The 20,820-nt window shown below is 53.6% G+C and carries 17 protein-coding genes and 1 pseudogene; 8 read left to right on the top strand and 10 right to left on the bottom strand.

The features are described 5' to 3' along the window. Positions 1 to 133 precede the first annotated feature (133 nt). Entirely contained in the window at positions 134 to 475 is a 342-nt protein-coding gene (locus tag R5L00_RS13510; RefSeq protein ID WP_317652322.1) for a cupin domain-containing protein, read from the top strand. Between the two features lie 6 nt (positions 476 to 481). Next, positions 482 to 1,357 carry a DUF72 domain-containing protein gene (locus R5L00_RS13505; RefSeq protein WP_317652320.1) on the top strand — a complete coding sequence of 292 codons (876 nt, stop codon included), beginning with the start codon at positions 482 to 484 and terminating at the stop codon, positions 1,355 to 1,357. A 44-nt stretch (positions 1,358 to 1,401) separates the two neighbouring features. Here the strand turns inward: R5L00_RS13505 and R5L00_RS13500 are convergent, their stop codons facing one another. The 7 genes and pseudogenes from R5L00_RS13500 to R5L00_RS13470 all read right to left on the bottom strand — a co-directional run bounded on the left by R5L00_RS13500 (position 1,402) and on the right by R5L00_RS13470 (position 9,328). Then, on the bottom strand, positions 1,402 to 1,866 hold the full coding sequence (locus tag R5L00_RS13500) for a KGG domain-containing protein (protein WP_317652318.1): 465 nt from the start codon (positions 1,864 to 1,866) through the stop codon (positions 1,402 to 1,404). A gap of 1,654 nt (positions 1,867 to 3,520) precedes the next feature. Beyond that, positions 3,521 to 3,796, bottom strand: a complete 276-nt coding sequence (locus tag R5L00_RS13495; protein WP_317652316.1) for a hypothetical protein — start codon at positions 3,794 to 3,796, stop codon at positions 3,521 to 3,523. A gap of 832 nt (positions 3,797 to 4,628) precedes the next feature. Next, positions 4,629 to 4,928 (bottom strand): hypothetical protein, encoded by a 300-nt coding sequence (locus R5L00_RS13490; protein ID WP_317652314.1) that lies wholly within the window; start codon positions 4,926 to 4,928, stop codon positions 4,629 to 4,631. A 308-nt stretch (positions 4,929 to 5,236) separates the two neighbouring features. Continuing rightward, positions 5,237 to 6,436, bottom strand: coding sequence for a hypothetical protein (locus R5L00_RS13485; protein ID WP_317652312.1), 1,200 nt, complete (start codon positions 6,434 to 6,436; stop codon positions 5,237 to 5,239). A 610-nt stretch (positions 6,437 to 7,046) separates the two neighbouring features. Further along, positions 7,047 to 7,921, bottom strand: a pseudogene (locus R5L00_RS13480) (CapA family protein). Between the two features lie 131 nt (positions 7,922 to 8,052). After that, complete coding sequence (locus tag R5L00_RS13475; RefSeq protein ID WP_317652310.1) at positions 8,053 to 8,499, bottom strand: hypothetical protein; 447 nt, start codon at positions 8,497 to 8,499, stop codon at positions 8,053 to 8,055. Positions 8,500 to 8,506: 7 nt separating this feature from the next. Next, complete coding sequence (locus tag R5L00_RS13470; protein ID WP_317652308.1) at positions 8,507 to 9,328, bottom strand: SDR family NAD(P)-dependent oxidoreductase; 822 nt, start codon at positions 9,326 to 9,328, stop codon at positions 8,507 to 8,509. Positions 9,329 to 10,215: 887 nt separating this feature from the next. Here R5L00_RS13470 and R5L00_RS13465 point away from each other — a divergent pair. Then, positions 10,216 to 10,374: a hypothetical protein gene (locus tag R5L00_RS13465; RefSeq protein WP_317652306.1), complete on the top strand. Its 159-nt coding sequence runs from the start codon at positions 10,216 to 10,218 to the stop codon at positions 10,372 to 10,374. Continuing rightward, a complete protein-coding gene (locus R5L00_RS13460; RefSeq protein WP_317652305.1) occupies positions 10,374 to 12,005 on the top strand; it encodes a Na+/H+ antiporter in 1,632 nt (543 codons plus the stop codon). Before R5L00_RS13465 ends, R5L00_RS13460 begins: the two co-directional genes overlap by 1 nt. 86 nt (positions 12,006 to 12,091) lie before the next feature. Here the strand turns inward: R5L00_RS13460 and R5L00_RS13455 are convergent, their stop codons facing one another. After that, complete coding sequence (locus R5L00_RS13455; protein WP_317652303.1) at positions 12,092 to 12,427, bottom strand: DUF2007 domain-containing protein; 336 nt, start codon at positions 12,425 to 12,427, stop codon at positions 12,092 to 12,094. A 657-nt stretch (positions 12,428 to 13,084) separates the two neighbouring features. Then, entirely contained in the window at positions 13,085 to 13,489 is a 405-nt protein-coding gene (locus R5L00_RS13450; protein WP_317652301.1) for a hypothetical protein, read from the bottom strand. Positions 13,490 to 13,744: 255 nt separating this feature from the next. Between R5L00_RS13450 and R5L00_RS13445 the strand changes: the two genes are divergently transcribed. From R5L00_RS13445 to R5L00_RS13430, 4 genes are all read left to right on the top strand, one after another. Beyond that, positions 13,745 to 14,179, top strand: coding sequence for a YeeE/YedE family protein (locus R5L00_RS13445; RefSeq protein WP_317652299.1), 435 nt, complete (start codon positions 13,745 to 13,747; stop codon positions 14,177 to 14,179). 13 nt (positions 14,180 to 14,192) lie between these two features. Then, positions 14,193 to 14,606 (top strand): DUF6691 family protein, encoded by a 414-nt coding sequence (locus tag R5L00_RS13440; RefSeq protein WP_317652297.1) that lies wholly within the window; start codon positions 14,193 to 14,195, stop codon positions 14,604 to 14,606. A gap of 396 nt (positions 14,607 to 15,002) precedes the next feature. Beyond that, positions 15,003 to 15,746, top strand: coding sequence for a M23 family metallopeptidase (locus R5L00_RS13435; RefSeq protein ID WP_317652295.1), 744 nt, complete (start codon positions 15,003 to 15,005; stop codon positions 15,744 to 15,746). A gap of 646 nt (positions 15,747 to 16,392) precedes the next feature. Further along, positions 16,393 to 16,983: a CHRD domain-containing protein gene (locus R5L00_RS13430; protein WP_317652293.1), complete on the top strand. Its 591-nt coding sequence runs from the start codon at positions 16,393 to 16,395 to the stop codon at positions 16,981 to 16,983. A 679-nt stretch (positions 16,984 to 17,662) separates the two neighbouring features. Here R5L00_RS13430 and R5L00_RS13425 read toward each other — a convergent pair. Beyond that, on the bottom strand, positions 17,663 to 20,812 hold the full coding sequence (locus R5L00_RS13425) for a multidrug efflux RND transporter permease subunit (RefSeq protein ID WP_317652291.1): 3,150 nt from the start codon (positions 20,810 to 20,812) through the stop codon (positions 17,663 to 17,665). Positions 20,813 to 20,820 lie beyond the last annotated feature (8 nt).

Here is a 20,820-nt window from a genome sequence, read left to right as displayed (position 1 = left end):
CCGTCGTGATTGGCAACTGCCAGATACTCGATGAATGGGGCTGTGCGGGAAGTAACCGACTTCTTCCAACCCGGCCCGCATTATTTTCCCGGCGCTGCTTAATTTTTTTAGTCGCGCTGGGAAAGGAGATGCAATGAAACGAAAGAATCTTCAGTTCGAAAGTGGGTTTCGCGTCATCCCGGGTAATCGTTTTTCGCAGGCCGCGGAGATGGTCCTGCCGCCCGGGCAGGCGGAAGGGGGCCCGGAAAACCGCCATCGGGGGGCAGACCAGTGGCTCTATGTGGTCTCGGGGACCGGTATCGCAACCGTAAATGGGAAACGCTATTCCCTGGGCGAGGGTACACTCATGCTGATTGAACGGGGCGATGAGCACGAAATCCGCAACAACGGCGATGATCTGCTCCGAACTCTGAATATCTACCTGCCGCCTGCCTATGGCAAGGACGGGGAAGAACTGCCGCCGGCACGGAGGTGATGCCCGATGAGCTCAGCATTTGTCGGAATTTCCGGTTGGCGCTATCCTCCGTGGCGCGGTGTTTTTTATCCTCCTGGTCTTCCTCAGCACAGGGAGCTGGAACACGCATCCAGAGAATTTCCCACCATAGAGATTAACGGTACGTTCTACTCTCTGCAAACACCTGAAAGTTTTCAGCACTGGTACGAACAAACACCGACCGGCTTTATTTTCAGCGTAAAAGGGGCGCGGTATATAACCCATATACGCCGCCTGCGCGATATTGATGCGCCGCTCGCCAATTTCTTCGCATCCGGCTTATTCAACCTGAGAGAGAAACTTGGCCCTATCCTGTGGCAATTCCCGCCGAGCTTTCGTTTTGATCCAGAAAGAATGAAGCAATTCCTTGAGCTTTTACCTCAGGATACGGAACAGGCGCTGAGCCTTGCCCGCCATCGCGAGCCCCGCATGGTGGGGCGCGTACGGCTCGCGATCGACGCGCCGCGACAGTTGCGCCACGCGGTCGAAATTCGGCACGAGAGCTTTATCGACGAATCGTTTGTGCAAATGCTGCACGAGCATAACGTCGCATTAGTCGTTGCCGATACTGCAGGCAAATGGCCTTACCGCGAGGATGTCACCGCTGATTTTCTCTACCTTCGCTTGCATGGCGATAAGGAACTTTACGCAAGCGGCTATACCGATGAGGCATTGAATCGCTGGGCAGCGCGGATCGGGGCCTGGCGTGCCGGTTTTCAGCCGGATGATGCGCATCTCATCTCGACGGGATTTAAACCAAAACAATGCCTCAGGGATGTCTACTGCTATTTTGACAACGATATCAAAGTCAAGGCACCGTTCGACGCCAAGGCCCTGATAGAAAAACTTGACCTAACTAAATAAACAAACAAAAAAGGGGGAAATTCCCCCCTCCGTAAACCGAACTATTAATGGTTTTTATAGCTTTGGCTACCCGCTTTGGCGTGCTGTGCGGATGAACCACCCCGCGATGAAGAAGAGGATTTCGTCTCATCATCACGTGAGGCAGCCTTGCCCCGGGCCTCCCCGCCTTTTTTGCCCGCTTCGCGGGCCTCTTCCGAGTCAAACTCGTGAGCCGTGCCCTTCTCATGCGCGGCCTTTCCGCCTTTCCGGCCGGCCTCGCGCGCTTCCGCTGAATCAAACTCGTGAGCCGTGCCCTTTTCATGAGCGGCTTTGCCGCCTTTCCGCCCGGCCTCGCGCGCTTCCGCTGAGTCAAACTCGTGAGCCGTGCCCTTTTCATGAGCGGCCTTTCCGCCTTGGCTGGCTATTTGACGCTGTCTTTCTGCATCCATAGAGGCGAAGCCGCGCTTACTCGTCCCGCCACCTCCACCACCCCGCTCTTCGCCAGTTTTTTCTCTATTTGTCGCCATCATAAATCTCCTATCATGGATTATTTCAATAATTTCCCGAGACATGCAATTTACTTAAGATTCCCTATATGTCTCGGATTTTCTATCTCCATTATTAGAGTTAAAAGCCAGAGAATGCCTGAATGCTAGTGGGCGGAAACACTTCGCTCTGTTCGGAAGCAAACATAATGAGGAGCCTGTGCGATTGGCGGGGTGAGAGCTGCCAAAACGGGGCGGAGAAAAAGTTGGATTGTGGAGCAGAATCTAAAGAATGACCTGGACGACGCTCATTGATACGGCTCTGCATGTCCTCCATCCACGGTTTTAGGAGATAATTAGCCGAAGCGCCCCTGAATCCGCTTGTGTCGCACCCCGCCCTAAATTCTGAAGCTAACAGCTTGGTCACCCGGTTTCCAAATCTCCAGGTCGCCCGACCGTTGATTTGAGTAATCTCATTCACAGCGCGTCATTCCCTATCGCAGTCAACCCCGGCCCGAGCGGCCCCGCTCCCGTCCAGCTTCATGTGACCCCGCCGGCGCCGACGAGGCAGATAGAGGTGAAAAGGGTAATGGACTATTCCGTTGGATGCATGAATATCCGGTTAGTGGTAAAAGTCCTGCAACACACCTGCAATACACTTGCCACTTGAAGTTACCACCACAGGGGACCAGTCATGCCGTCATATGCTGTTTACATACGAACCAAGGAAGGCCACATAGAGCGTATGAAAAATGTTGTCTCACATCTTCCGCTTGTCGCCCGAACGCATTCTGGAGCATCGAATACCTACGTACATGAAGAATCCCTCGTGGGCTTTCCCGAGTCGATGGTGCTTTGGGCAGCTAGCACGGGACCCAGCGTGGGCATCGCTCCACTCAACCCTGATTTGGGTGATCAAATGGCCGGCAGTTAAGCCTTGGTGGTGAAGGAATCGGCATCGTTGGATATCAGCTTGATCGAAAAGCTTAAGAACTGGAACTGATGCTTATATCCTTGCACTGGGGACAGGGTCAATCTATTCGTAATAAAAACCTTGAGCCGCAAGATCGAGCACGAGATGACGGATTATGTCCTTTAGATAAGCACGAGAGCAGGCCCCCTCACCCGCAAAATTTCCCCATTTTCTGGTGTTATGAGTCGCTGCTGCCTTATGGGCACGAAGAGGCGCTCGACGTGGCTTACGCATGATTTAAGTCCCCAAGACGATAACGCACAGAGAACGCGGCCCATCCCCCTGCCCCAAGAACACCGGGAAATTCGCCGACACCGCGCGGCAACGAACCGATATGCCCTTGCAGCAGATGTCCCAAAAATGCGAGCGCACCCGCGTGGGAAAGCAGTGTTAGCTCTGGTTGAACGAATAAGACGATAAAAAACCTGCAATTGCGCGGGCGCCAGAACGTTATTTGATGATCGTTATACGGAAAGGGGTTCGAATCGTCCGCGACCCCGCCTTTGCAGGCCCGACGTTGCCTTACGCGGAACCACTTATTCTCGGTGTCCGAGGCGCGCGTCCCTAAATCAATTCCCTTGCGTGAACCCACTAGCGTGGACAAGTTTTTCCCGTCCTACTTCCCGAAAGGACTCTTGATGCGGGATTTTACGAGAGGGCGAATGCCTGGAAGTACAGCGCGGAGCGGAGATGAAAAGGTTGCAGGTTCCACGATCGCGGTATCTTCTACACTTCCGGGGGCTCCAGACTCAGCCCCGACATCACGACGATCTCGATCGGCGCCAGATGGCTGAGGTTGGATGCTCTGGCTATCACATCCTGTTCCTGAAGAAGCTGATACTGAAACACGTCCTCGTACATGTCCTGGATCAGGAGGTTCACGACTCTCTTCGGCCACCCCATCATCCACCGGTTTGCGATCTCGATCCCAATCTGGCCCGATTCCAATATCATTTCCCGGACCTCATCCGGGTAGATGTCAGCGTTGTACAGTGATTGCATTTTTTATGCTCCTGAATCTTGCAGGTTTTTAACATACTCCACGGCCTCAAGCTCGAGTTGACCTGTGAACCTATCTTGCTAGCTCTATTATTCTGTTAAAGAGTTACGCTTCGCTAATTCAACTGTCGAGGTTTGCTCTTTTGGTCATTATCTCGTGCAAAGCTCCCGCCACGATATGCTGCACCAGGTTGTAGAAAATAATAGGCACCATTATATTTTGCCAGGCCCTGGGAATCGCGACCATAAGGCCCCGCGACCGAGTGGTAAAAATGCCCCCGAGCTCGCCCCGCTGATATCGGGTTATATGGTTAACCGGTTATATAGATATACGGTATGTGGTTACGGGTTATGCCTTTCAGGGTCTTTCTATCTGGGCCGCTATCGCTATCACATATAGGAGGACCTGACCACGGTTTGCAACTGCCTAGCGTGCCGTTTCTAGTGCATCCCGACCTTCAATCCGCCGCATTACTAAAACAATACGGGAGCGGTATCGTGGCTGATCAGATGCCCGCCTACCCAAGGCAAAACGTCGCGCTGAAGCTGCGGATAATATGTTCCCCATGAGCCGCCGACCGAGCGCGCCGTATTTGGGGACCGAGATGGATTCCCCTGCCGACGCATTCGCGCAGGTGGCGGTTCGCATTGCCAACGGGCATTTTGCCGTTGCATATACTCGACAATGAAACGCTATTGATTCGACCGGTAAGTGCCGGGCGTCGGGTCATATTCGGGGTTTCGATCCCCAATGATGACCAGGGCGCGTGGGGCGGCCAATGCCCAAATGTGTAATGCGAGGGTTTTTATTTCAAGATCAGACTTGGTACCGGGCTCAATCGGGATGGTCTGGACCTTGACCTAACCGACCGCCTTGAGGCGGCTGAGCACCTTTATAATTCCCTGTGTCCTTTCCCGGCTCCTGCTTCGATTGTTTCTTTCGCGTTATTCTCCCTTCGTTCGTTGCATCGTTCTTATTCGCAGGCTTTTCTTCGGTTATCACCGGTTTTTCCGTGTTTTCGCCCTTAAGATTTTGCGACTGAGCATGAACCATACCTGTGAAACCCAGAATCAAGGCGTTGACAAGAACTATCGCTTGAAGCTTCTTACTTTTTGAGGAAAAAAGATGTTTCATGGCGGCTCCTTTATATAACAAAGTTAAGGTAACAGTCTATGTAATATACGGAATAGAAACCGTACGCTAACACACGTCTCCTCCACGCGAAATCGTCGATGGTTCGACCTAGCCATTATCGCCGCAGTTTCATTCTTGTTTAAACCCCTGCTATGGGACATTTCATCAGTATTGCAGGCGAGAACACCGGATGACACCCGATGCCGGCGCAAGCCGCCACAGTCGCTACCCCTCGGTTCACGCTGCCGGTACGCTATTTTTGGAGACACTGCTGCCGAATGAAGCCTATTCGATGCCCTTTTATTCTCTCAGCTCCCTAAAGATTCCCCTGGGTTGGGCTTAGTACTCCTAAGACGTCTTAGTAAGTTGCTTATCACTCGTATTGGTTTGGTTATGCGCATTGAGTTGGATCTATGGAGCGCTGTTATCGTCTGCTCCTGCACGGCGATTTCCTGTTGAATATGGTTATTCTCTAAAAGCAACCGCTCACGGTCCCTCACCATTGGCATCAGCGATTGAATATAGTTAGCCATAGCATGCAGCTCATTAGTAAATCTCGCCGAAGGAAGAGGATATTCATCACTGAACTCCTCAACTGTCCTCAGATACAAAGATTCCAGAGCGTCGGTCGCCGCGTCAAGCGTGCACCTGCTCCTGACGGCCTCGGTTACAGCTTTGACATGCTCAGGATTGTACGAAGAAATAGCGTGAACTATGGATTCAGCATTAAACTGGCCGGTGCTCAGTCTTGGCGAAAAGTTTTGACTTTGGAAGAAATCAAAGTTGGTTAGATCAACAAGGTCAAGGCAGGCGGAAGGGCTAATTGGCAAGACAGCACATCCAGAAGCCATCGCCTCAATTGCTGATCGGCCGGAAGCAAGCACAATGTCGTACTGGGGTAGCACGACCTCAGGCGCACGTGTTTCTCGCTGCGGCACCCAGAGATCCAGCTTTATGCCCATCCATTCAAAAGCTTGACAGAGCTGGGATGCGTGCCAGCTACTGCGATCAAAACTCCTCAAGTAAAGCAAGGCCTTCCGAGGTTTATGCCTCGGATCACGTACAAAACGAAACCGATCAAGGTCAACCCAATTTGGGATCGTCATGACGTCTCGATCAGATAAACCCAGTGAGAAGCGAATACGTTCGGAAACCACTGAAGACATCCCAACGTAATACAGGATGCGTGGATGAACTGGCGGATCTTCAACCCAAGGTAGGTATCCATGGCAATGATAGATGGCCGGGACATCAGGGAAAGCACACAGAGCACGCACCGTATCTAAATGATGCTGGCCATGAATTACATCAGGCTTGAATGGAGAATCAAAAGGATCAGGAATGACGGGGATCGACATTCCTTTTAGCATCGTTCCCGCTTCGGCTATTTGCGAGCTGCATGCCGCAACCTGATGTCCTCGAGAAGATAAGGCCCTTGCGAGTTCAACCACCACCCACTCACTACCTCCCAGGGTTGCGAGGGTATTGTTGGTGATTAATATATTCATGAGTACCGGTGCGGTGAGCAAGTCGCCAAGGTACATCGGCTGACTTCGGAAATCATGAGCTTCGACGGTGACTTGTCAGTGGGCAAGGCCAAATACCGCTATGTGCCGTAAGGTATGACATTAGATAACGGAATAGCGCCTCAAAGTAGCTGTCAAATCTTACAGGTAGTGCTGGATGTTAAATTCGCTCGGCATACTGTCCACTGCTGAGCTTACTATCAAGGATTCTAAAGATTGGATTTAGATATTCGAAAGGGCTATCATCGGATTCAACATTATGGGAGGGCCTATGGAATGGATACTAATGGCGGTGATAGCTTTCGTGGGCGGAGGTTTGATTGGATTAAAATTAGGTCGCACGAGAACCGATCTTCGGCAAAGGAAAAGCGTGCGCGAATGGGCAAAGGGTAGAGCTCGGAAATAAAAAACCCGCCGAAGCGGGTTTGACTTGCTTAACGTTATAACGGGTTTTTTCTCTTCGTACGGCGAAGCCGCCATGCCATCACTCCCAAAGATCTTGTTTGGTCGTATTCTAAACAGCCCTGGCTTTGGCTAACATTCCATGAGGTTTGAACAAAACCTATAGACGAGTCGGTCGCACTATATAGTTTCAGGGTTTTGCGTCGCAACTTATCTCTTCGTCATTACCGCGTTCATAACAATATCCTTTCTTCTGCCGAGCGGGGTGCGGAACACCGTTATGGTCGATTTCCGCTATCAAGGTCTTCCACTGGCGGACACCTTTCTTGTCCAGCTCCAATCTCAGCAGCCACCCGGTGTTATTGTCTTTATCACTGAAGCCGTTGAAGACAAAATTCCCCAAGCTATAAAAAATCGGTTTTCCGTTATGATGTTCGATGTCTTGTGTAACGTGGGGATGCCCTCCTATTACAGCATCAGCTCCAGAATCAATCATTAGATGTGCAAGCTGGCGCTGGCGCTTGCTGGCGAAATGTTCATACTCCCAGCCCCAGTGCATGAAAGTTATGACGATATCAGCCTTGTAACGCGTTCGTGCATTCTTGATGTCGGCATGGACTTGTTCATCATCACTCCAGGCGATACTTGGCTGTCGACGTCTGCCTCAAAGCTCCGCGGGAGGAATTCGTTGAATCCGAGCAATGCAATTCTTAATCCCTTGCGTTCAAACAATAGCGGAGCATGTGCTTCAGACAGGGTTCGACCGCCTCCGAAATAAAGGATCTGCTCTCGGTCCAGCAGGTCAAGCATTTCCGCAAACGCCACGGGGCCAAAGTCCCCAGAATGATTATTGGCCAGGGACACCGCGGTGAAATGACGTTTGAGTATGGGAAGGACGCGGGGGTGAGCGCGAAAAGTGTAGGGCTTGTCCCACGCTACCCCCGTGGTTCCGACGACACATTCCAGATTCCCTATTCGAAGGTCCGCGCTGCGCAGAATATGGGCGAAAGGCGCAAAGGGATCGACGCCTTCTTCGATTAGTTTTCCAGGAAGTTCGTCGAGCATGATGTCTCCAACAAAGACGATGGAAACAGAAGGGTTTACGGTCTCTGCCCAGACATTAACGCTGGTCAGTGCAGCGGCGCATAACCACATTTTTGCGGTCAAACACGCCACGAAGTGAAATGGAATGCCGGTCATGGTGGAATTTCCGAAAGTGCGCAGCCGTACTGCAGTTCCCGTTCAAGACCCGGAGAATAGAGGAAATTCACGCCTGTTAGCCCAGCAAACGAAGTCTGGTCTTGTCGGAAGGGTGGCATATATTTCGCGACATGCAATAAAACCGCAGGACGTTGCTCCTGATAATAGGTGTATATCTTTATGTATTCGATTAGCTGTTCCTTTTGCATCATTACAACTTTAAATCGAAATCTTCCACCGATATCTTTTGCTACAACAGTGTATGGATCAGACGTTGGGAAAAACTCCGCAATGTAGCTCTCGCCGCTTTCGTTGATCTCGCATCGAAGTAATGGTGGCGCGGCAAGCACGGTTGAGGGCAACCATATTGCAAGGAAGATAACGCGCTTCGCCAGACTCATCCTTAATAGCCGTTTTTGAGATGTGCCATCAGTGAAGTTCATCCGAAGTTCAGAACTTCAATTTCATCTGATGCCGGACAGCGCGAGCAAAAAGTCTAGCGCCAAATAGCCATCGGGCTGCCACGGACACTTTTGAATCAAGAGGTAATGCATGTCGGACCGGAGGATTTGAGTCCGTCACAGAATCGAGTACAGCTTGTGCAATGATGTTTGGACCAGGGGACCGGGGTTCATTTGCGAGAAGGTGATGAAGACCTGTAAGGATTTTCTGATAAGCCGGGGGATGCGCTACTGTCTTCAATAGCTCGAGTTGCTTTGGCACGAACTCGGTCTTGATAAGCCCTGGAGCAATGAGCACAACTTTAATCCCAAATTCCATTACTTCACCACGTACGGCCTCGGTCAAGGCTTCAACCGCGTGCTTCGAAGCCGCGTACCAGCCAAAGCCCGGGGTGGATATCCTCCCCATTACTGACGTTATATTTACGATGTGCCCCGACTTCTGCTTTCGCATTTGCGGCAACACTGCTTGCATGAAACGAGCATATCCGAACACATTCACGTCCAGTTGCCTGCGAGCAGCTTCCATCGAGACGCATTCTATAGTGCCTAATTGACCGAAGCCTGCGTTATTCACCAATACGTCGATCTGTCCGCGGCTTAAGATGACATGATCTACTAACTCACGTATCGCAACTTCATCGGTAACATCCAGCTCGATGGGCTCAATATGATTGGAACGTAACTCTTCAAGCCTGCCCATCCGCCGCCCGCTCGCGAAGACATAATAACCATTCGCGGCGAGAAGCTCTGTGGTTGCTCGACCGATCCCGCTAGATGCTCCTGTAACTAGCGCTACTCGCTGAACCATATACCCTCCTGTTTTTTCTTTCGGAGGAATTCTACCTCTAGCTCGTTAATTCCTGTGTACGCTTGAGCACAATCGGACAGGCGGAGGCGACGAACTGCAGACGCGCCGCTTCAGGAAGCTGGTTACCAAGGTCCAGTCGTCCCCGGTTCAGAAGTAGTGCGACTAATGTTAAGAGTCGCGGTCTCACGGTAATGGAAAAACCCGCAGTTACGCGGAACTATGGAGGTTCTTGGATTTACTTGGGTCGTTGTATGGAGGTAAACCAGAGATTCGGTGCGGGTCTTCGCAATTTAAGGACGGAGGGGACGGCAAGCGGGCGCAAAAGGATGAGTTTGAGCGGTTTTATTCGTTCGGATGCTTGCTGCGACTTGTACAAACCTCATCTGACAATAGTGACCCATAAAAGAAGTATGTCTTACTGGCTGAGTAACGCATAAAACCGTAGTGGAGATAACTGGAAGGCCAGTTTATAAAGGTTTCAGCCATTTACCCCGCCCCCTCAACGTTGAGGATTCGTTAGTGAGGGTGGGGATCTGGGTGGGGATCTGGGTGGGGATCTGGGTGGGGATCTGGGTGGGAATTTTGAGTGTTCTGCCATAATGCTCGATGAAAAAGGTATAACGACCCGCCACCGCGACAAGAGGGGCTCACGATATAAAGCAGGAGCGGGTCCAAGGCGAGGAACTGTCGGCGGGCACGATCGCTCGTAACTTAGCAGCCGGCGAGGACGGAGGTTAAACCACCGTTGAGCAAGCAGCGTACATAGCGCACAGTGACCCGCGAGGACATTCCCCGGTTAAGTGCGGAGGCTCAGAAGGCGAAGAAAAAGTGGCGGTCTAGGTCGTAGTGATTACGAAGATGCAGGTCCAGATGAGGATGGCGGATAGATGATTGAGAACGTGCCCTTTGTTGCCGAGGAATACATCGAGCGTGATGTGGCCGCTTCCACCGACTTCATCCAGGGGGTGGCGAAGCGTCGGTTACCGACGCCGCTTTCTTCAAACAGTCGTGCTGGCGCTTACTTGACGGTTCGCCCCAACAGATAATGAGCAGTCTCCAACAACTTGAGACCGTCATTCTACTACTGATGGCTGTGCTCGCCCTGACGACAATCGCGCGCAAGCTGGTCATTCCCTATCCCATACTGCTGGTAATCGGGGGCTTGGCTCTAGGCTTTATCCCGGGCCTACCGACGATCCATCTTGAGCCGGACCTGGTATTCCTGGTCTTTCTCCCGCCTATCCTATGGGCCGCTGCGTACTTCACTTCGTGGCGAGATTTTCGCGCAAATCTTCGCCCGATTACCTTACACGCCGTTGGTCTGGTGCTCGTCACGACTGCCGCAGTCGCGGTTGTTGCCCATGCTGCGCTGCCAGGACTCGGGTGGGCAGGAGCCATTGCGCTGGGGGCCATTGTTTCTCCTCCGGATGCCGTCTCCGCGACCGCGATAGGAAAACAGCTACACCTTCCTCACCGCGTCCTCACAATACTGGAGGGCGAGAGTCTCGTGAATGATGCGACTGCGCTGGTGCTCTACCGCGCAGCAATCGCAGCGGCGGTCAGCGGTGCCTTTGTGTTAAGCGACACACTGTTGGCCTTCGTTCTGGCAGGGGCCGTTGGGATCGCGATCGGGCTTACAGTGAGCTTCGTAAGTCGCTGGATTTTAGTCTTGGTCAAGGACAGCTTCAGCGAGATCGCCATCACGCTCCTGGCTCCATATATTGCCTGGGTCTTGGCCGAGCAGGCACACGGCTCAGCCGTGTTGGCCTGCGTGGCAGGAGGTTTCTATCTCCGCCGGCATTTAAGCACAGCCGTTGCGCCGTCTACTCGAATCCAGGCGCGGGCGGTTTGGGAGTTCCTCGTGTTCGTGCTCAACGGCGTCATTTTCATTCTTATCGGCCTGCAGCTCGGCACCCTTCGTGACGCTGTCCCATCTGGCGAGCTTAACGTCCTCATTCTGGTAGGCGCCCTGGTGAGTGTGACAGCCATCGTCGTGCGCCTGGTGTGGGTGCCGGCCGCCGCCTGGGTGCCCCGACTGGTGAGTCCGCGCTTGCGCGCGCACGATCCGATACCGCCCTGGTCTAATTTGTTCATCATCGGCTGGGCCGGCATGCGCGGGATCGTGTCACTCGCTTCGGCGATGGCCCTGCCGCTGACAACTGCCGCCGGAACTCCATTTCCGTTTCGTGCGGAAATTATTCTCATCGCCTTCATGGTGATTTTCGTGACGCTGGTATTGCAAGGCCTGTCGCTTCCTCTGTTGATCCGCGCGTTGAAAGTAAGGGAAGATCGAGGTCATACGGATGAGGAGAGGCAGGCGCGGGAACAGGCAGCATCGGCCGCCCTTGCTCGACTGGATGACATAGCAAGCGAAAACTGGCCCGTTCCGGAACAAATCGAACGGATGCGGGACCATTATCGCAGCCGCCTGAGGCGCTCCGCCCTAAGCCAAACTGTTGACCCTGAATGGACGCCGGAGGCCGCAGAGGCATTCCGGCGATTGCGGCACGAGACCCTCACGGCTGAGCGACTGACCGCAATCAGGTTTCGGAATGAAGGCGTAATCAGCGATGAGGTGCTCCATCGTCTCGAACATGAACTCGACGTTGAGGCGCTGCGGGCCGGGGTCGGTGAGCTACGTGTCTCACCAGAAAACAGAACCCGGAAGAATCACTAATGATGCGACAAGAGTCAAGAACCGATCGTTATGCCGGACGACAGCGTGAGCACAGGGCCGCACTCCGCTCATCGCCACGGTGATCATTAAACCCTTCCTTCACGCGATGATGGCAGTTCAAGCCCGGCGCCGCACCGCCAGCAAAGCTGAAAATTAAACGGGTTTTCCTCATGGCACGCGCGGCAGAATACCACTCGGGTCTCGACCGGGGTTTTTTCAAATTCGTTAACGATGGCTTGCCCCCGCTCAAAATCACTGTCCCGAATAACCCACACCTCTGGATAAGCGTGGGTAAACGGAATATCCCCCAGTCCCCCCTGGGCATGCTCATTAAATAGCTTCGCCGAGATACAATTGTGGTCGAGCAGATCGAGCATGATCTGCGCTTCCATAATGCTTGAGGCTGAACAAATTTTTTTCATTATTTCATAATAATAATAAAAGCCACTCTTACAACCATTGATGTTGTTTCCTGAACCATTAACCTGGCGCTTCTCATGTTAGGTTTTGGTTGGCGCTGCTCCAAACAGCAGTCTACAGCCGCGCATATCGCGCAAACCCGATCAATTCCACAGCTTGTTCACATCGTAGGACAGCAAAAGGGTGGAACATCGAGCCCATCAAACATAATATACCTGCTTCCCGACTTGCTCCGGGCCGGCTCGACTTTGATCTCCAGGCCCACCCCGGGGCTTTCCAGCGAGAGGCAAACTCAGCATTCAAATCTCATATAACCATCGGGCGGTCAGGCTCACCAGCGCTATAAATACACCAACAGCTAAGCGGGAAGTATCGAATGACATTTTCATTTCCTCCAGAAATAATCAAAGGAGAAAATCTAGCATCATCGTTTTTTTATCCCAACCAATAAAAAATGAATAGCTTATCAATCGGCCTGCTGTGTTCTGCCACTCCCTGCCTCATCTGACAGTTATGCATAAAACGTATTATCCATGATTGAGATAAGCAAATGAAATATTCGTGGTTCGCGCCAACCAGAATGGCTCCTACCTTTACTGGCGCAACTCTCCTATTATCCCGTGCGGCGCCGGCTGTGTCCGGCACTTTTTTCGGCAGAGTTACCTTGCGTCAAGCAACGCTTTCAGCTCATATTTTTCCCGGTCGATTTCACCTCGAGTACGCACACCCATCCGGCGCAACATGGGTAAAGGCGGACACCATCCCTGCAGTCCGTGCTGTAACAGGAATGACAACACAACCCCCGGTAACAGGAGCCATCTCCGGTTGACCGTCACCCCAAGCAGAAGGCCCGTCAAGGCCAGTGTGGACGCATTGACTTCAAGCGCGCGCTCGATGTCCCACTCTCGGTCAAGTTCTTCTATTCTTCCACGAATGGCTTCCTCGCTGCTGTTAGCGTAATGCCGGATGTTGTTATTTGTTCGGTGATCTATTTCGCGGTTCACCTCTGGCGCTGTTGAGCGGCGAACGCGATCTGCGCTGGTTGAGTCTTCGGCATGTAACATGTTTTTGCTCCTTGGAGATTGATGCCACGAATGTTCTGACCGCCTGCTAGGAGACACCAGCCATCTTGCTTTTATCCCTGTCTGTCTTCTGTGCGGAAAAACACGGTTATAGGGTAGAAATTGATTTTCTCCGAACTCAAGTCGAGCAGGGTCAAAAATTACCATTATTATTTATACTATCTTTAACAGCAAAGGGCCGGGCGTTTCGCCTTTTCTTTATACGCTATTGAGTCCTTCCTGCTGAAAGGAGCACCAATGTTTATTGACTGGAGTCAGTTTACGCCGTGGTCTGCGCTCATTGGCGGCGGGATTATCGGTTTGGCAGCTGCGCTGCTGATTCTCCTTAACGGAAAGATTGCAGGGATTTCCGGCATTGTCGGGGGGTTATTCACTGCTGACAGGGGCGATGTGGGATGGCGTATCGCCTTTGTTTCCGGCCTTGTTGCTGCACCCCTGGTCTGGCAGTTTTTCCAGGAGTTGCCGCTAGTCCGGATTGACGCCAGCTATGCCATATTGGCAGTGGCGGGACTGATTGTCGGAATCGGCACGCGCTATGGTTCAGGTTGCACCAGCGGGCACGGAGTTTGCGGAATATCGCGTGGGTCGCCGCGCTCGGTTGCAGCAACACTCATTTTCGTGGGGGTAGGCATGCTGACAGTTTATATCATTCGGCATGTACTTCAATCATAAGGGAAGAAACTGGATGAGCAATCTGACAGCACTGGTGTCCGGCCTGATTTTCGGCCTGGGGCTGATCTTGGCCGGGATGGCCAACCCTGCAAAGGTTCTGGCGTTCCTTGATGTTGAGGGTGCATGGGATCCCTCTCTTGCACTCGTTATGGGAGGGGCGGCGGGGGTTGCTTCGCTGGCATTTGCCGTTGCCCGGGCACGACGTCGCAGCTATCTAGGCGCAAAGATGCAGATTCCTGACTCGCGGGTGATAGACAGGAGGCTCGTTCTCGGCAGCCTTGCATTTGGCATTGGCTGGGGAATGGCTGGCATATGTCCTGGACCTGCCCTGGTGCTACTTGGAAGCGGGAGCGCCAAGGGCATCGTCTTTGTCGGGACCATGCTGCTGGGGATGGGTATTTTTGCGATGCTGGAGAAAAATCGGTAATGGATAGAGCGCAGGATTCTATGGACATAACCAGCATGCGTGATGCGGGTCCAGGGTCTGCAAGGTGCTCACGATACTGCCGAATGATTGGCTTCGGATTCTGTGTTAACTGATCACTGCCCACAGCGGGGTCGGCGAATTGGAAAAAGAACGCCGAATCCGCCAATTCTAATTTTTTTCATCGTCCTTCTTAATTGCTCTGCAGGTTCCGCTGATGAGTCATTAACCCTTTCGCTACCCATCGGTTGTGAAGTTGGCAAAAACTGCTTCGTCCAGAACTATGTGGATCACGACCCATCCACCAGCTACCGTGATTTTTCTTGCGGTACCCTAACCTATGACGGGCATGATGGTACTGATTTCCGCTTACCTTCAATGACCGTGATGCGAGCAGGCGTGGCTGTCCTCGCAGTCGCTGATGGCGAGGTCACCGGGGTCAGAGACGGCGAGAAAGACATATCAATCCGAGTGATCAGCAAAGCGGCAGTTGTTGGCCGGGAATGCGGAAACGGCGTTTTGCTACGACATCCCAATGGATGGGAAACGCAGTATTGCCATTTAGCTAACGGCAGTGTCTCCATCTCCAAAGGTCAGCATGTTAAACGCGGTCAGGTACTTGGAAAAGTTGGGCTTTCGGGTGCCACCGAGTTTCCACACTTGCATCTCTCCGTCTGGCATAACCGGAGCATCGTCGATCCATTTTCTCCCAAAGCCCAGTCCGGACAATGCGGTTCTGAACAATCCCTGTGGGATGAAGTCACGGCAAAAGCAGTAGCGTATCGCACACGCATTCTGCTTAATCTAGGCTTTGCCAACCGAATCCTCTCGATGGACGATGTCGAGAATGGTAGCCTGGAGAATTTTACGCTTACTGCGGACAGTCCCGCGTTGGTGGCACATGTCCGGATGATCGGTCTTGAGCGCGGTGATAGACCTAAGTTGGTTCTACGAGGTCCAAACGGCTCCATCCTTGCCCAAAGCAATCTGAAACCGCTCGACCGTCCCAAGGCACAATTTTTAACGCTGGTCGGGCGAAAGCGCCCCGTCACAGGTTGGCCTCAAGGCCGGTACGAAGCAGAATATAGCGTAATCAGAGAGGGTGAATCGGTATTCGAGGAGCGCTTCGCGATCACGTTTTAACCTAGCCTTTAGACTATCCACCCGCGCACCCTCTCAACTTCGGGGCCGGATCTCCCCATTCCGACTTGTAAGGCTAACAGCCCGGCGGACTCTCATCGCAGTTGAGAAAATATAAGCTATCCATCAAGTCATTGAGTATAGACAGCTCCCGCTTCATCGTCACCGACCGCAAAGTGCACAAAAGAAAGATCATTTGATGTGTTGAGGATGAGATGTGGGTCACATCAAAGACGGGGCACTCTGGGTTGATGTAAAGCTCATGGACATTGGATGTCCGAAGCAAACGAATTTATACCCTAGCTATACCCCCAGGTGGATGATGCTATGCGACCGGTTGGGTGAATGCGACCCTCTTATCTTCACAACGGTTGGAAACGACAAGATCTCTACGGCCACCCGAGTTTAGGTTTCCCCCTTCGCTGCATTGCGACTTGGAGCGTCTTTTCGATACGCGCTTCCGGGACCGTTAATGAACCTGAACAATACGAGCAGTAACGCCGGACGCGAGCATCCGCGGAATCCATATGGTCTATTGAAAAACTGACTCTGATCTGTACTATCCTAGACTGAGTGTTAAATAATTGATCGATGACTCGTTAGCAGCGTACCGCAGTGCCTGCAGTCCCTGAATATAGAGGAAAATAATATGAAAAACAGTTTGTTAGTTGCAGGATTTCTGTTTGCCGCGGTCGCGATGCCAGCCGCAGCTCATGAGTCAGTATACACAGCAGTACTAAGCGGGTCTGCGGAAGCTCCGCCGAACACTTCTCCAGCAATCGGCACGGCAACCGTCACGATGGATATGGATCTCGTAACCATGCGGGTGCAGGAAACTTTCAGCGGGCTGCTCGGAAATACCACGGCCTCCCATATTCATTGTTGCACCACCGCATCAACCGGCACTGCGGGCGTTGCTACCACCGTACCCACATTTACCGGTTTCCCGTCCGGTGTAACGTCAGGTGTTTATGATCACACATTTGATATGTCACTTGCGTCAAGCTACAACCCGGCATTTATCTCTAACAATGGGAACACCGTTTCTGGCGCTTTTAATGCGTTGGTGGCAGGGCTAGATAGCGGCAGTTCGTACGTGAACATTCACTCGACCGTCTTCCAGGGCGGAGAGATTCGCGGCTTCTTGACACTCGTCCCCGAACCTGAAAGCTACGCAATGCTGCTCGCCGGGCTCGGTTTGCTTGGTTCCCTGGCTCGTCGGAAAAACAAATCGACCTGACAATCTCATACGGAAGCTGGAAAATCTGCCGGGAGCCAGCCCCGCTGCTACCGAGCTTTTATTAGCGCTCGGGGTTGGAAGCGCCTATTGATTAAGGCGGTGTTCAAGCAGCGACACCGTAGGGCTTCTAGTAGCATTTGAAAGCAAAGCCCCTTGGTTTTTAGGCCAAGGGGCTTTTCGTTGCTTGCCGCGCAGGGATAAAGGAGTGGAGCCAAACCTGCCGCAAGCACTCGAGGTTAGCGCACTCTCGAATTGCGTCCATGATTCTCCATTGATCAGAGAGGGCCCATGAATGCCCATCAGCTGGGTTATCAGCCCTGCCAACGCTTAAAGCCAAGCTAGCACTGCGGGGTACAGCAACTCGACTCTACTGTATAGACGAATGAGAGGGTACATCTCGGCAATACGAACTCGGGTGGTAAGAAAAACACGCTCGATGCGCAGCACCACTCGCGAAATGCTTAGAGCCCCTTCATGCTAAAACAGCATGTTCGAGTTATGATGTTGTGGTGTTGTGATAAACAAAAGAGGGAATGCATCGCAGATTCGATCTGGATAGGATGATTGGAGCGTCATTGTACCCAATGAGGTCCACGCGCGATGTAAAGGTTTTTTACGTTGTGCTGCAAAGATCAGACGTGTAACCCTCAATCTATGCGCGCCCTGTATTTCTGTACCTTCAACGAGCTGTGCCGTATTGAGCGAGCTTGCGTCCTGTCAACAAGCGCAGGCCAACGTAGAACACGGGCGTCAGGAACAGGCCGAACAGGGTTACGCCAATCATGCCGGCGAACACGGTGATGCCGGTAGCGGAGCGCACTTCGGCCCCAGCCCCCTGCGAGAGAACAAGCGGGATGGTACCGGCGATGAACGCAACCGAGGTCATCACGATTGGACGCAGGCGCAGGCGGCAGGCTTCGAGCGCGGCCTCGACGATACCCTTGCCCTGAAACTCCAATTCACGCGCGAATTCAACGATTAAAATTGCATTCTTGCATGCGAGTCCCATCAGCACCACCAAGCCTACCTGCACAAAGGTATTGTTGTCCCCGCCGAAGAGCTTTACGCCCGCCAGCGCCGAGAGCATGCACATCGGCACAATCAAGATCACCGCGAGCGGCAGCACCCAGCTTTCGTACAGCGCGGCGAGCACGAGGAAGGCCAGCAGGATTGCGACTGGAAACACGAGCAGCGCCGCGTTGCCCTGCGTGGCTTGCTGGAAGCTCAAGTCCGTCCACTCGAAGCTCATGCCGCTCGGAAGCACGGAGCCGGCGAGTTCCGCGATCCTGCTCATCGCTTGCGCCGAGGATAACAGCTTTGGATCAGCTTCGCCGATGAAGTCGGCGGCCGGATAGCCGTTGTAGCGCAATACAGGATCAGGACCGAAGCTCTCATGGATCTTTACCACCGAACCGATCGGCACCATCTCGCCGCGCGCGTTGCGCGTCTTCAGATTGATGATGTCCTCGACCGTCCTGCGGAAGGGCCCGTCGCCCTGCGCATAAACGCGCCAGGTGCGGCCGAACAGGTTGAAGTCGTTGACGTAGGCCGAGCCGAGATAGACCTGCAGTGTGCCAAACACGTCGGTGAGAGCCACGCCTTGTGCCTTGGCTTTCATGCGATCGACGTCGACATCGAGCTGCGGCACATTGGACTGGTAGCCCGAAAAAGGGAAGCCCATGGCTGGGTCTTGCATCACCGCAGCTTGCAGAGCGCCGACTGCGCTCTGCAGCGCTCCGTAGCCAAGACCGGTGCGATCCTCGACAAACAGCGAATAACCGGCACCCGTGCCGATGCCCTCGATCGGCGGCGGCATCAGGATGAAGGCCATGCCTTCCTCGATGCGGGAAATTTTTTCCTGGATCTCGTCGGCGATTTCCTTCGCGCTGCGGCGGCGCTCGCTGAAAGGTTTCAGGATGGGGAAGGCCACACCGTAGTTCGGCGTGTTGGTGAACTGCGTTGGATTCAAACCGATCATCCCCGGCACATTGGCAACGCCCTCTGTGTTCTTTGCGATTTCGACCACCTTTTTCAAGACCTTGTCGGTACGCTCGAGGGAGGCGCCCTCCGGCAGCTTCACGCCGGCGATCAGATAGAGCTTGTCCTGCGTCGGGATGAAACCACGCGGCACAATATTGAACATCAGGCCGGTGCCGACCAACAACAGCGCATAGACCGCGAACACGCTGCCGCGACGCTTCAGGATACGCGCCACCGAGCTGTGATACTTGTCAGAACTGGCTTTGAAGAAACGATTGAACGGACCGAATAACCAACCGAAGGTGCGGTCGATGCCGCGTGCGAGCGCATCCTTCGGCGCGCCGTGCGAACGGAGCAGTTTGGCTGCGAGCGCTGGAGACAAGGTCAGCGAGTTGACCGCCGAGATTACTGTCGAGATCGCGATCGTCACGGCGAATTGCCTATAAAACTGGCCGGTCACGCCGGTTAGGAACGCCATCGGCACGAATACCGCGCAAAGCACGAGTGCGATCGCGACGATCGGGCCCGAAACCTCCTTCATGGCCTGATGCGCGGCTTCGAGCGGCGTGCGGCCCTCCTCGATGTTGCGCTCAACGTTCTCGACCACGACGATCGCGTCATCGACAACGATTCCGATCGCGAGCACGAGGCCGAACAGGGTCAGTGTATTGATCGAGAAGCCGAGCACGTAGAGCGCAGCGAATGTGCCGACCACTGAGACCGGCACCGCGATCAATGGAATAATCGAGGCGCGCCAAGTCTGCAGAAACAGAATCACGACGAAGACAACCAGCAGCACGGCTTCCAGCAGCGTGTGCACCACTGCGTCGATTGAGTCGCGCACGAAGATTGTAGTGTCATAGTCCGATCGCCACGTCATGCCGGGCGGAAACTGTCTGGCCAGTTCGTCCATTTTCGCGATCACCTCGTCGCGCACTATGAGGGAATTGGCACCTGGTGCCTGGAACACGCCAATGACTCCCGCATCCTGGTTATCGAGTTCGCCGCGCAGGGTATAGTCGGCTCCGCCAAGTTCGATGCGCGCGACATCGGCCAGACGCACGATTTCACCGTTCACTCCTGTCTTGAGCACGATATTGCCGAATTCCTCGACTGTGCGCAGGCGGCCTTGCGCATTGATCGGGATCAGGAAATCGCTACCACCTTTCATCGGTTCGGCACCCAGCTGACCGGCCGAGACCTGGATGTTCTGCTCCTGCACGGCGAGCATCACATCGCCGGCGGTCAGGTTGCGGACGGCGACCTTGTTCGGATCTAGCCAGATGCGCATCGCGTAGTCGCCGCCGCCGAACAGCTGAACCTGACCCACGCCGGACAGGCGTGCGAGTTGGTCCTTGACCTTGATATTGGCGTAGTTGCGCAGATAAAGCGCATCATATTTTCTGTCCGGCGAGATCAGGGTGATCAGGACCAGAAAGCTCGGCGATTGCTTCTGCGTGGTCACGCCGAGCCTGACCACATCGGCGGGCAGGCGCGACAGAGCCTGGCTGACACGATTCTGCACCTGCACCTGGGCGGCATCGGGATCGACCCCCGGGCGGAAGGTGATCGTCATCTGCAGCACCCCGTCCGTGCCGGCAACCGACTTCATGTACATCATGTTCTCGACACCATTGATCTGCTCCTCAAGGGGCGTCGATACGGTTTCCGCGATCACTTTGGGATTGGCGCCCGGATAGGTCGCCCGCACGATCACCGTCGGCGGCACCACGTTCGGGTATTCGCTGATAGGCAGCAACGGAATCGCGATCAGGCCAGCAACGAAGATAACGATCGACAGCACGGCCGCGAAGATTGGCCGGTCGATAAAGAATTTGGAGAAGTCCATTGCTGCGT

Origin of the sequence: Nitrosospira sp. Is2, assembly GCF_033095785.1 — a bacterium.
GTDB lineage: Bacteria > Pseudomonadota > Gammaproteobacteria > Burkholderiales > Nitrosomonadaceae > Nitrosospira.
The sequence above is the reverse complement of the archived record's forward strand: the minus strand, read 5'-3'. Positions and strand labels throughout refer to the sequence as shown.